Origin of the sequence: Janthinobacterium sp. OK676, from assembly GCF_900103595.1 — a bacterium.
Taxonomy (GTDB): Bacteria; Pseudomonadota; Gammaproteobacteria; order Burkholderiales; family Burkholderiaceae_D; genus Janthinobacterium.
Map to the genome: position 1 here is coordinate 110,209 of NZ_FNHA01000007.1, position 12,504 is coordinate 122,712.

A 12,504-nucleotide genomic window follows, 5' to 3' on the forward strand; every position below is an offset into this window, starting at 1 on the left:
ATGATTACACGTAGAAACTTTTTCATGAATGCGGGCGCCGTCGCCCTCAGTGCCGCCGCCGTCAGCCGAGTCGGTGCGGCGTCGTTGCCGGAAGCCGTCAGCATGGCTGGCGCCGATACGAAAGCACCGCCACCGCCGCCGAACGGGCGTCCGTACAATCCCGTCGTCACCCTCAACGGCTGGTCCTTGCCCTGGCGCATGAACAACAACGTCAAGGAATTCCATCTGGTGGCCGAACCCGTCGTGCGCGAACTGGCGCCCGGCATGCAAGCGAACCTGTGGGGCTACAACGGCCAGTCGCCCGGCCCCACGATTGAAGTGGTGGAGGGCGACCGCGTGCGCATCTTTGTCACCAATAAATTGCCGGAACACACGAGCGTGCACTGGCATGGCCAGCGCTTGCCCAACGGCATGGATGGCGTCACGGGCCTGACCCAGCCCGGCATCGCCCCCGGTAAAACTTTTGTGTATGAATTCGTTGCCAAGCGACCCGGCACTTTCATGTACCACCCGCATGCCGATGAAATGACGCAGATGGCCATGGGCATGATGGGTTTCTGGGTCACGCATCCGAAAGACCCGAACTTCATGAAGGTGGACCGCGATTTCGTCTTCTTACTCAGCAACTATGACATCGATCCGGGCAGCTACACGCCGAAGATCATGACCATGACGGACTTCAATCTGTTCACCTTCAACAGCCGCGTCTTCCCCGGCATCGACCCCATGGTCGTGCGCCAGGGCGACAAGGTGCGCGTGCGCGTGGGCAACCTGACCATGACGAACCACCCGATCCACATGCATGGCCACGAATTCGAGGTGACGGGCACCGATGGCGGCTGGACGCGCCCCGAATCGCGCTGGCCCGAAGTGACGACCGATATTGCCGTGGGGCAGATGCGCGCGGTGGAGTTTACCGCCACGGACCTGGGCGACTGGGCTTTCCACTGCCACAAGTCGCACCACACGATGAATGCCATGGGGCATGACGTACCGACCATGATCGGCGTCGACCACCAGGGCGTGGCCGCGAAGATCAACCAGCTCGTGCCCGGCTACATGGTGATGGGCGAGCGAGGCATGGCCGACATGGGCGAGATGCAGATGCCTATCCCCGACAATACCCTGCCGATGATGGCGGGCGACGGCCCGTTCGGCGCCATCGGCATGGGCGGCATGTTTACCACGGTCAAAGTGCGCAAGGACCAGAAACCGGGCGACTACCGCGACCCGGGCTGGTATAAACACCCGGCCGGCACGCTGGCCTATGAGTGGACGGGCGCCGTGCCGGAACCGGTGCGCGGCCAGGGCGCGGGCAAGCCGGCGGTAAAAAGCGGCGTGGAGATGACGGTGCGCAAGCCGGGCGCGCACAGCGGCCATTGATGCCCCCGGGACTTGCCAGCATGGCAAGTCCCGGGATATGTTGCTTTGAATCAAGGAATTGTTGGTTAGTGACAATTCGAGCATTTTAGTGACTGTTTTTTCCTTATATTCAAGTCATAGCTTAAATTATTGGCTACCGTCTTGTCTGGGAGGAAACATGTTGAATCAAATGAAAGTGGGGACGCGCCTGCTCGCGGCCTTCTTTTGCGTGGCGCTGCTCGGCGCCATCGTGGCCGGCATCGGCATCTTCAACATGGGCAAGATCGATACCATGGCAGGGCAGATGTATAACCATGAATTGCTGGGGCTGTCGTACATCAAGGAAGCCAATATCGCCCTGATCAAGGTGGGCCGCGCGCGCAGCAATTTTCTGCTGGCGACCACCAGCGAAGAGCGCGCGGGGCGCCAGGCCGATATCGGCAAATACCTGGAAGAGAACAAGAGCAACCTGGACAAGGCCCGGCCGCTGTTCGTCACGCCGGCCGCCAAGGAACTGTTTGCCCGCTTCGCCGCCGTCGAAGCCGAGTACGTTGCCACCATGCAGCAGGCGCTGATCCTGGCGGCGGCCGAACCGCTGGCCCAGCGCACCGTGCAGCTGGTTGAACTGCTCAACAAGACGCGCCTGCATGCCGATGAGCTCGACGGCGTGCTCGATAAATTGTCATTGCAGAAGGAAGCGCGGGCCAAGGCGGCGGCCGAGCAGGCATCCGGCGTGTACCAGGCCAGCCGCAGCTTCATGATCGCGCTTGTGCTGGGCAGCATGGCGGCCGGCCTGGCGCTGGGGGCGCTGATCACGCGCGGATTGACGCGCCAGCTGGGCGGCGAGCCCGCATATGCCGTCAGGATCGCCGGCGCCATCGCCGAGGGCGACCTCACCGTGGAAATCCGCACAGCCGGCCACGACAGCACCAGCCTGCTGTTTGCCATGAAGACCATGCGCGACAAGCTGGTGGGCATCGTCAGCCAGGTGCGTTCGGGCACGGACACCATCAATACGGCCTCGGGCGAAATCGCCCAGGGCAACCTCGACTTGTCGTCGCGCACGGAAGAGCAGGCCAGTTCGCTGGAAGAAACGGCGTCGTCGATGGAACAGCTGACGTCGGCCGTGCGGCAGAACGCGGACAATGCGCGCCAGGCCAATGCCCTGGCCGGCGCCGCGTCCGACGTGGCGGGCAAGGGCGGCGCCGTGGTGGGGCAGGTGGTGCGGACGATGGAATCGATCAATGCGTCCTCGCGCAAGATCGTCGACATCATCAGCGTCATCGACAGCATCGCCTTCCAGACGAATATCCTGGCCTTGAACGCGGCCGTGGAAGCGGCCAGGGCGGGCGAAGAGGGACGCGGTTTCGCCGTCGTGGCGTCCGAAGTGCGCAACCTGGCGCAACGTTCCGCCAGCGCCGCCAAGGAAATCAAGACCCTGATCGGCGACTCCGTCGAGCAGGTGGAAATCGGTTCCAGACTCGTGCATGACGCGGGCAAGACGATGGATGAAGTGGTGACCAGCGTGCGCCAGGTGGCCGACATCATGCAGGAAATCACGGCCGCCAGCGCCGAGCAAAGCGCCGGCATCGAGCAAGTCAACCAGGCCGTGCTGCAGATGGACCAGGTGACGCAGCAAAACGCGGCCCTCGTGGAAGAGGCGGCGGCGGCCGCCGAATCGCTGCAAGACCAGGCCCAGACCCTGACGGAACTGGTGGGCGTGTTCCGTCTGCATGCCCAGGAGCAAGGGCTGGCCGTGCCAGCATCCAGCAACGTCACGCCGCTGCGCCGCCCAGTGCCGGCCGCCAGGCAGGGCGTGCGGCGCCTGGCCTGAAAGCGGTTTGACCGAGCGCAATCGGCGCGGCGGTGGTAGGCTGTCGCTATTGCGCGTTTATCACTTCCGGGTCTTTCATGCCGTCTCCCCGCTTGCTTTGCTTATCCCTGCTGTTGCTGTCGCTGGCCCCCCTGGCGCAGGCGCAGGATAGCGATCCCGTCCTGCCTTACCGTCCTTCGGTGGCCAGTCCCGCCCAGCTGCCCGTGCCGGGCCAGCTGGAATTCGAGGCCGGCGGCCTGCTGTCGAAAACGGACGGCACGCGCCGCGCCAGCCTGCCATATACCTTCAAACTGGCGTTCACGCCCGAATGGGGCGTGCTGCTCGAGGGCGAGGGTGTTGTGCGCGCCCGCGATGACACGGGGCGGCGCGAAACGGGCGTGGGCGACACGACGGTCGTGCTCAAGCGCGCATTCTTGCTCGACAGCGCGACGGCGCTGGGCCTGGAACTGGGCTGGAAGTTGCCGACTGCCAAGGACAGCATCGGCAGCGGCAAGAGCGACGTATCGCTGAACGGGATTTTCAGCCGCGACGTGGGCGCCGTGCACATGGATGCCAACCTGAACGCCACGCGCCTGGGGGTCTCCGACTCGAATACGGGCAGGGTGCAGACGGGCTGGGCGACCTCCTTTTCCACGCCCGTCAGCGAGCGCTGGGGCGCCACGGCGGAAGTGTCGGGCACGCGCCTGCGCGGCGCACCGGCCACGGCGCAATTGCTGCTGGCGGCCACCTACAGTCCCACGCCACGACTGGCCATCGACATCGGCATGGCGCGCGGCTTGACGGCGGCGTCCCCGGACTGGTCGCTGTTCAGCGGCTTGGTCGTGCCATTGGGCAAACTGTGGTGAGATTGCGACGCCATTCCTTATGTGTCCTTGCGAACAAACAGTTGGTCACACAAGGTCTACAATGACGGCATAACTAAAAGGAGTGTCACCATGAAAACCCTGATTCTTGCTGCCGCCTTGCTGTCGGCAGCCACCGCCGCCGTCGCCCAGGTCGGCGTCTCCGTTACCGTCGGCCAGCCAGGCTTTTACGGACGCCTCGACATCGGCGACTATCCCGCGCCGCAATTGATCTATGCCCAGCCCGTCATCGTGCAACGCCCCCAGTACTATTCGGCCGCCCCGATCTACCTGCGCGTACCGCCCGGCCATGCCAAACACTGGTCCAAGCACTGCCGCAAGTATAATGCCTGTAACCAAGAGGTATATTTCGTTCAAGATAATTGGTATAACAACCAATATGTGCCCCGTTACCGCCAGCAGCATGGCGACCATGGCCGGCCCGATTACGGCGACCGCGGCCGTCATGACGACCGCCATGATGACAGGCGCGACAAGCATGAAGGCAAGCGCGACAAGCATGATGACCATCCGGGCAAGGGCCATGGCAATGGTCGCGGGAATGGCAACGGCAACGGGCACAGGGATTAACAAGCAGGAGGATCTTTGCACAGTAAAATCGTTATCGTAGGAGGAGGTGCAGGCGGCCTGGAGCTGGCCTGCAAACTCAGCCGCAAGCTCGGCCCCGGCCAGGTCACCCTGGTCGACAGCCGTCTGTACCATATCTGGAAGCCGTCGCTGCATGAAGTGGCGGCCGGCACCCTGGACATTCATCAAGAGGGCCTGTCGTACCAGATGTTGGCGCATGACAATGGTTTTACCTATGTCTATGGCCCCTTGATCGCGCTCGACGCCGCGTCGAACAGCCTTACCGTGGGCGCCATCGCCACGGATAAGGATGAACAGCTCTTGCCGCAGCGCACTGTCCGTTACGACCAGCTGGTGCTGGCCGTGGGCAGCACGTCGAATTACTTCGGCGTGCCCGGCGCCCAGGAAAACACGATTTCCCTGAACGCCACGGAAGACGCCGAACGTTTCCGTCTGACCCTGCTGAAACTGCTGGCCATGGCCGAGCAGCGCCAGAGCGACGCGGGCCATCCCGGCGTCGATATCGTCATCATCGGCGGCGGCGCCACGGGCGTGGAGCTGGCGGCGGAATTGCGCGAAGCGAGCGGCGTGTATGCCGCGTATGGTTTCCAGAATCTCAACGCCATCAAGGATGTGCGCATCACCCTGCTCGAAGGGGCGCCGCGCATTTTGGCGCCGCTGCCCGAGCGCGTCTCGATCGCCGCCTCGAAACTGCTGCACCAGCATGGCATCACCGTGGTGACCGAGACGCGCGTCACCTCGATCGAGGCGGACAAGGTGACGGTCGCCAGCGGCACCAGCTATGCGGCCGACATCTGCGTGTGGGCCGCCGGCATCCGCGCGCCGGAATTCCTCGCCACCTTGGGCTTGCCGACCAACCGCGCCGGCCAGCTGGAAGTGACGGGCATGCTCAACGTGCAGGGCCATGCGAATATCTACGCGCTGGGCGATTGTGCCGCCTGCACGGGGCCGGACGGCAAGCTGGTGCCGCCGCGCGCCCAGGCTGCCCACCAGCAAGCCGATTACCTGCTGAAAACCTTCCTGTTGCAAGCGAAGGGCAAGCCGCCGCAGACCAAGCCGTACGAATACCTGGACTACGGTTCGCTCGTGTCGTTCGGCCGCACCACCTCGGTCGGCACCCTGATGGGTTCGCTGAAGGGCCTGAGCTGGTTCGTCGAAGGCTTTGTCGCGCGCATGATGTATGTCAGCCTGCACCTGATGCACCACAACGCCGTGCTGGGCAGCGTGCGCACGGCCGTCATGGCCATGGGCCGTTTCCTGATTAAGCGCAGCACGCCGCAGGTCAAGCTGCATTGATGTGTGGTAAGTAAGGAAATCCAACGGGGCCGCAAGGCCCCGTTTTTTATGGCAGCGTACGCATTGCGCGAGTGGCGTGGGCCGGGAACCGCAGCGCCGTCCCGCGGTCATAGCAAGGGCAAGCACGCGCGCCATGAGCGGACAGCTTGATGAGGGGAGGCAGGCATGCCATCACGCTTACTGCAAGTCATTGCCCTGACCTTGACGGCCCTGGGGCTCGCGCCGGGTGCCGCACATCTGCTGGAACTGCCCGTCAAGCTGGCGTATCCGCCAGCGCTGTATGCGCAGGTGACAAGCACGCTGTATGCCCTGTTTGGCCCGGTAGGGGGCGCCGTGCAAATGGCCGCCATGGTGACCGTGGCCGTGCTGGCATTTCGCTCCAGGCGCCTGCCCCAGGGCCGCCTGCTGGCCGCGTCGGCAGCCGCACTGCTTGCTTCCTTGCTGCTGTGGGCTTTCCTTGTCGCCCCCGTCAATGGGGAGTGGGGGAGTAGCGTCGACGTGAGCCAGGCGGAGTTCGCCGCAGCCTATGCGCGCCTGCGTGCCCGCTGGGAGTATGGCCACGTGGCGGCTTTCATTGCCTGGTTCGCTGGCTGGCTGGGCATGGCCGCCGCCTTCACCATGCTTCCTCCTGCGGGTGTGGGCATTCGCTTGCAGCCTTGACGCAAGAAGGGCCGCAAGATGCGGCCCTGGTTCCTGCCTTGACGCCGGTTGTTATTTGTTGCGCGTAATTGGCGCCGCTTCGCAGCGGCCCCGCGTCATGGGGAAGGCGATGGTGGTGAGCTTGCCCTTCAAGGTGCCGGTAATGCTGGCGTGCAAGATGCGCTCGCTGTCGCGGCGGTAGATGATGCGGCTGGGAAAGTCATTGTCCAGGTTGGCGAAGATGAACTCGTTCGGCTTGTCCTGGCGCAGCAGGTTGAAGATCACGGGCGGCTCGCCTGACGGCTGCACGATGTAGGCCAGCTGGCCCGGCTCGGTGAGGCGGATCTGCACGAATTCAAAGGCCGTCGTCTTGCCGCCCTTGACGGTGCGGCTGGTGCCGAGGAGGGTGCCGCCGGCGGCCGTGCTCCATTGTTCTCCGGAACCGGGTTCGGCGCCGTCGACGTTCCAGCAGCCGGCCAGCCAGGCCAGCTTGTCCACGGTTTCCGGCGGCGGCACGGTCTTGTCGGCGGCCCTGGCGGCGCCCATGGCCAGCAACGCTGCCAGCAGGGTGGGGATCAGTCCTCGCATGCGGTCTCCTGTCGTCGGATCGTTCGGCGGTCCGGGGCGCCCCGGCCGGGCAAAGATTATTCTTTCGGGGCAATACGCGGCAAGACGACGGTCAGGGCCGTGCCGCCTTGCGGATTGGCCGCCAGGTTCAGGGTGCCGCCCAGGTAGTGCACGCGCTCGCGCACGGCGCGCAGGCCGTGCTTGCTCATTTCGACGGGTTCGCTCGCCGGCAAGCCCACGCCGTCATCCTTGACGGTCATCATCAGCGCTTCGTCATTGTCGTCGATGATGATGTCCACCTGCGTGGCGTGCGCGTGCGCGGCGATGTTGCCGAGCGCTTCTTCCAGGGTGCGCAGCAAGGCCACGCCCACGTTGCGGGGGCAAATCAATTCATCTTCGGGCAGGCTGCAGCGCACGGTGATCTTGTGCTGTTCGGCAAATTGCGTGGCCAGTTCGCCCAGCGCGACATTGACGCCGAGAAACTCGAGCTTGTCGTTCCACAGCTTCATCTGCATCTGGCGGTTGGTTTCGATCACATTGAGCAGCAATTGCTTCATGGTCGCCGCGCGGTCGAGCAGGGCCGCTTCCTGCGGCATTTTTTGCGTCAGCAGCGACAAATGCATGGTCAGCGCCGTCAGCGACGAGCCGAGGCTGTCGTGCAGCTGGCGCGACAGGGCGCGCCGTTCATTGTCCCAGCTGGTGTTGACGTGACCGAGCAACTCGCTGAGGTCGGCGGCGCGTTCCGCATCGGCCTGGGCCGTTTCCTTGTTCGGATCTGTTTGTGCGGACATAGCGCCCCGTGAATGGTGAAAGGTGGACCAAATTCAAGTTGTGGATCATACATGATGATTTCATCGCGGGGCGCATGGATGGAAAATTTCTGTCTTTTCGGCAATTTTAATCTCCTTCCATCATTTTTTATATGCCAGGCAATATTATCGTTTGCACCAGCAAGCCCCGTTCCCGTCGTTACGTACGGCTGCGCACATACCGGGGCGCCGCACGCTGCCATAGTGGCGTCATGCATTTCTCCATGCAGTACAGGCCCGCTTACCGAAACGAAAGGACATGCCATGAATATCGATACCATCGTCGACCAGGAATACGCCGACAAAAGCTTCCGCGACATCGTCAATGCGCCCATCAGCGCCCTGCGCGGCGTTAGCCCGAAGGACGCCAAGGCCTTGCAGCAGGCGTTTGGCGTGCACACCGTGCGCGAATTGGCCAATCTCAATTTCGTCAAATGGGCCAGCGCGCTGGCCATCCTGGCCGATGAAGAGGGCATGAGCGGCGAAGAGCGGGCGAAGGAGGAATTGCTCGATGACGCCGTGGAAATGACCTTCCCCGCCAGCGATCCGATTTCCGTCGATGCCGGCATCACGCGCATCGAGGTGCCGCCCGAAACGGTCGATGCGCAAACGGACCACCAGCATGCGGGCCAGCATGAGGCGGCCACTGGCAAGAAATAAGATGGCCCATGCAAAAAAAACCGGCTTGCCGGTTTTTTTTATGCGCCGCGCGGCGTAAAAATCAGGCGATCGACGGGATGCTGCTTTTCTGCACGTTGACCTGCGAAGCGATCACCTCGTGCGGAATGCAGCAAAAGCGGTTCTTGCCGGCGCGCTTGGCTTCGTACAGGGCCGTGTCGGCCGAGCCCAGCAGCGATTCGACGGTGCTGGCATCGTCCGGATAGATGGCGATGCCGATGCTGGTCGACAGGCGCAGGGTCAGGTCGTTGATGAAATACGGCTCGGAAATGACTTCGATCAGCTTGGCGGCCGGCTCGCGCGCGTCGCCCTTGCCGGCCAGGTTGCCCAGCACGATGACGAATTCGTCGCCGCCGATGCGCGCCACCGTGTCTTCCTTGCGCGAGGCGCCCACCAGGCGGGCCGCCACCATTTTCAGGATTTCATCGCCATAGCCGTGGCCGTAACTGTCGTTGATGGCCTTGAAACCGTCCAGGTCCAGGTACAGGATGGCCGACTTGCCGCGGCTGCGGGCCGATTGCTGCAGGGTATGCTCGATGCGGTCTTCCAGCAGGCGGCGGTTCGGCAAGCCCGTCAGCGGGTCGTGCAAGGCCAGTTCCTGCTGCTGCTTGCTGTATTGGGCCAGCTCCTTGTACAGCAGGCGCACTTCCAGCATGTTGTGGATGCGCTTGTGCACTTCCATCAGGTCGAACGGCTTGCTGATGAAGTCGCGCGCGCCTGCTTCCAGGGCGGCGATCTTGAAACTCGGCTGTGCCGTCAGGGCCAGCACGGGCAGGTAGCCGCCATGCTCGATTTCCTTCAAGCCTTTCATGACCTGGAAACCATTGAGCTCCGGCATTTGCAGATCCAGCAAGATCAGGTCGTAGCAATGTTCCCGGTGCAGGGGGCAGACCTGGGCCGGACGCATGGTGGCCGTGACGTTGGTATAGCCTGCATCGCGCAGGATTTCCAGCATCAGGTCAACATTGTCGGGGGAATCGTCAACGACCAAAATTTTGGCTTTCAAAATCTCATCTTGGCTGGGCATGTAGGGTCTCGGTTATACGGTCTATGCAACGCTGGCTTCTACCGCAGATGATGGGCTGACGGTGATCGGAGCGAGTGTAGCGCCTTGCAACAAGATAGGGCGCACAACAGCGCATGAGCTTGCTTTTTGCATCTCGTCGGGCAGGGCCGCCGTCTCCAGCATGCCTTGCAGGTGTGCTTCTCCATTTCAGTGTAGCAAACTTCAGCTTAGTTGCTTGTAGGACAGTGCCGCGTCTGCAAGTAGGAAGGCTAACCCATGAAATAGTCATTTTGTACTGCACTATTTATTTCTTTGCATCATCTTTTCAGGGAGCTGCCTTGCGGCCGGGGTCACGGCGCGGGGCAGCCAGCTGCGCCACGGCCGCCAGCAGTTCGGCCGGGTCCAGCGGTTTCGAGACCCAGGCCTGGAAGCCGCTGGCCAGCGCCCGCTGGCGGTCCTGTGGTTGCGCGAACGCCGTCAGCGCCAGCGCGGGCAGACTGGCCGCATCGGGGGAAGCGTGCGCGCGTATGCGCGCCAGCAAGTCGAAACCGTCGGCGTCGGGCATGCCGATGTCGCTGACCAGCACGTGCGGGCTTACTTGCTCCAGCAGTTGCAGCGCTTGCGCCACGCTGCCGGCGCCATGCACTTCGGCGTGGTGCTCGCGCAGGATGCGCGCCGTCAGTTCGCGCGCATCGGCCTCGTCATCGACCAGCAGCACGGTGACGCCGCGCAAGTCATGGCCGGCGGACAGGTCGCCACCTTTGGGGCGCGCCGGCGCGGACCGCGTTCCCAGGGGCAGGCGCACTGTAAAGCTCGCGCCCTGCATGTCGCCGGCGCTGCTGGCCGTGACCGTGCCGCCATGCTGCTCCACCAGGTGCTTGACGATCGCCAGTCCCAGCCCCAGGCCGCCATGCCGGCGCGTGGTGGAGGCGTCGGCCTGGCGGAAGCGGTCGAACACGTGGGGCAGGAAGTCTTTCCTGATGCCGACGCCGTTGTCGGCCACCGTGATGGCCAGCCGGCTCGCCTCGCGGCGCACGCCGATGTCGACCCGTCCCCCTTGCGGCGTGAATTTCAGGGCATTCGACAGCAGGTTCCAGATCACTTGCTGGATGCGGCTGGGGTCGCCCGTGATGGTGCCCGCATCGCTGGCGATGTCGCTGTGAACGGCGATGTGCTTGGCGTCGGCCGCCGGGCGCAGGGTTTCGATGGCCGAGGCGATGATGCTGGCAGGCACGATGGTTTGCAGGTCCAGCAGCACCTTGTCGGAAGTGATGCGGCTCATGTCGAGCAAGTCCTCGATCAGTTGCGCCTGCGCCCGCGCATTGCGTTCGATGCTTTGCAGGCCGCGGTGCAGGTCTGCCTGGTCGCGCGTGCCGCGCCGCAGCACCTGCGCCCAGCCCAGGATAGCCGACAGCGGCGTGCGCAGTTCGTGCGACAGGGTGGTGAGGAAATCGTCTTTCAGCTGGTTCGTGCGCTCGGCCTCGGCGCGCGCTTCGCGTTCGCTGTCGAGCAGCACCTTGCGCTCTTCGGCGGCGCGCGTGGCGGCCGCGTACAGGCGCGTATTGTCGAGCGCGACGGCAGCCTGCGCCGCGATGGCCGACACGATGCGTTCGCTGCGCGCGCTGAACATGCCCGCCTGCGGATGGCCGAGCAGCAGGCGTCCCAGCAACAGGCCCGAGCGCGAGCTGACGGGCAGGCTCAGGCAGCTGCGCAGCGGCGGCGCGCCGCCGGCGCTGGCATCGGGCGCGGCCAGCAAGTCGTTCTGGCGCATGGCCGGTCCCTGGCGCAGTTCCGCCGCGATGGCGTCGGCCTGGCGCAGGCTGATGCCGTTGACGGCGCGCGCCGATGGCAGGGGCGCGGCGCTGTCGTGGATCTCGCCCGCATCGTCATAATAAAAGGCGCCGAAGCGCGCGCCGCTGATGCGCGTGGCCGCATCGACGGTTTCCTGCAGCAGGGCCGGCAAGTCGAGCGTGCCGGCCAGGGCCGCGCCCGTATTGTTGAGCAATTCGAGCACGCGCGTCTCGTCGCGCAAGGCTTCCTGCGCGCGCTTGACCTGGTCGACGTCGGTGCTCGTGCCAAACCAACGCAGCAGCTGGCCGCCCCGGTCGCGCACGGGATTGGCGCGCGTCAGGAACCAGCGGTACTGGCCGTCGGCGCCACGGATGGGAAACTCCATTTCGAAAGGCGTGCCGTCGTGCAGGGCGGCTTTCCACGCTTGCAGCATGGACGGCAAATGCCGCACGTCATAGGCGATGCTCCAGCCATCGCCCGCCATCTGTTCGGGACTGGTGCCCGTGTAGTCGTGCCAGCGCTGGTTGTACCAGGCTATGGTGCCGTCGAAACTGGCGATCCAGGCCAGTTGCGGGATGGAATTGGCCAGCGCGCGCAAGTCTTCTTCGCTGTGGCGCAAGCTTTCCTCGTCCGCCTTGCGCTGGGTGATGTCCTGGATATACGTGGTCAAGCCGTCGCTGGAAGGAAAGATGCGTACTTCCAGCCAGCGCCCCAGCGGCGGATACAGCAGCTCGAAACTGCAGCTTTGCTGCTGCGCCATGGCGCGCCGGCACTGCGTTTCCAGGTCCGTGCCCGGCAGTTCGGGGCAGGCTTGCCACAGGTTCTTGCCCGCCAGGCTGACGCCGGACGGGTGCTGCGGCGCCAGCATGTCGGCGCCGCGCGGATTGAGGTAGCGGATGGTCCAGTCGCGGTCGAGCAGGCAAAAGCCGTCGGTAATGCTGTCCAACAAGTTGGTCAGGCGCTCGTCCGACAGGCTCAGCGGCGCTGATGGGGGCAGCAGATATTGCTTGCGGTCATGCTTGGCCATCGGAAATCCTGCAACAGTGAGTCTGCCGCACGGGCTCTTGCCCC

The 12,504-nt window shown here is 64.1% G+C and carries 11 protein-coding genes; 7 read left to right on the forward strand and 4 right to left on the reverse strand.

Going from position 1 to position 12,504, the window contains the following annotated elements; all coding sequences use genetic code 11:
* From BLU39_RS15305 to BLU39_RS15330, 6 genes are all read left to right on the forward strand, one after another.
* A complete protein-coding gene (locus BLU39_RS15305; protein ID WP_092714396.1) occupies positions 1–1,383 on the forward strand; it encodes a multicopper oxidase family protein in 1,383 nt (460 codons plus the stop codon).
* A gap of 157 nt (positions 1,384–1,540) precedes the next feature.
* Positions 1,541–3,196, forward strand: coding sequence for a methyl-accepting chemotaxis protein (locus BLU39_RS29175; protein ID WP_139178303.1), 1,656 nt, complete (start codon positions 1,541–1,543; stop codon positions 3,194–3,196).
* A gap of 77 nt (positions 3,197–3,273) precedes the next feature.
* Positions 3,274–4,041 (forward strand): transporter, encoded by a 768-nt coding sequence (locus BLU39_RS15315; RefSeq protein WP_254788986.1) that lies wholly within the window; start codon positions 3,274–3,276, stop codon positions 4,039–4,041.
* A gap of 90 nt (positions 4,042–4,131) precedes the next feature.
* The gene (locus BLU39_RS15320; protein WP_092714398.1) at positions 4,132–4,629 is read left to right on the forward strand and encodes a hypothetical protein; all 498 of its coding nucleotides are present in this window, start codon (positions 4,132–4,134) and stop codon (positions 4,627–4,629) included.
* A gap of 15 nt (positions 4,630–4,644) precedes the next feature.
* A complete protein-coding gene (locus BLU39_RS15325; protein ID WP_092714400.1) occupies positions 4,645–5,943 on the forward strand; it encodes an NAD(P)/FAD-dependent oxidoreductase in 1,299 nt (432 codons plus the stop codon).
* 165 nt (positions 5,944–6,108) lie between these two features.
* Entirely contained in the window at positions 6,109–6,603 is a 495-nt protein-coding gene (locus BLU39_RS15330; protein ID WP_092714402.1) for a hypothetical protein, read from the forward strand.
* A gap of 51 nt (positions 6,604–6,654) precedes the next feature.
* On the opposite strand, the gene BLU39_RS15335 is transcribed toward BLU39_RS15330, so the two are convergent.
* Both BLU39_RS15335 and BLU39_RS15340 read right to left on the reverse strand, forming a co-directional pair.
* Positions 6,655–7,170 carry a DUF6265 family protein gene (locus BLU39_RS15335; protein WP_092714404.1) on the reverse strand — a complete coding sequence of 172 codons (516 nt, stop codon included), beginning with the start codon at positions 7,168–7,170 and terminating at the stop codon, positions 6,655–6,657.
* 56 nt (positions 7,171–7,226) lie between these two features.
* A complete protein-coding gene (locus tag BLU39_RS15340; protein WP_092714406.1) occupies positions 7,227–7,940 on the reverse strand; it encodes a sensor histidine kinase in 714 nt (237 codons plus the stop codon).
* 282 nt (positions 7,941–8,222) lie between these two features.
* Here BLU39_RS15340 and BLU39_RS15345 point away from each other — a divergent pair, with 282 nt between their 5' ends.
* Positions 8,223–8,618 carry a hypothetical protein gene (locus tag BLU39_RS15345; RefSeq protein WP_092714408.1) on the forward strand — a complete coding sequence of 132 codons (396 nt, stop codon included), beginning with the start codon at positions 8,223–8,225 and terminating at the stop codon, positions 8,616–8,618.
* A 61-nt stretch (positions 8,619–8,679) separates the two neighbouring features.
* Here the strand turns inward: BLU39_RS15345 and BLU39_RS15350 are convergent, their stop codons facing one another.
* Both BLU39_RS15350 and BLU39_RS15355 read right to left on the reverse strand, forming a co-directional pair.
* Complete coding sequence (locus tag BLU39_RS15350) at positions 8,680–9,663, reverse strand: GGDEF domain-containing response regulator (protein ID WP_092714410.1); 984 nt, start codon at positions 9,661–9,663, stop codon at positions 8,680–8,682.
* 304 nt (positions 9,664–9,967) lie between these two features.
* Positions 9,968–12,460: a hybrid sensor histidine kinase/response regulator gene (locus BLU39_RS15355; protein ID WP_092714412.1), complete on the reverse strand. Its 2,493-nt coding sequence runs from the start codon at positions 12,458–12,460 to the stop codon at positions 9,968–9,970.
* Positions 12,461–12,504: the final 44 nt, after the last annotated feature.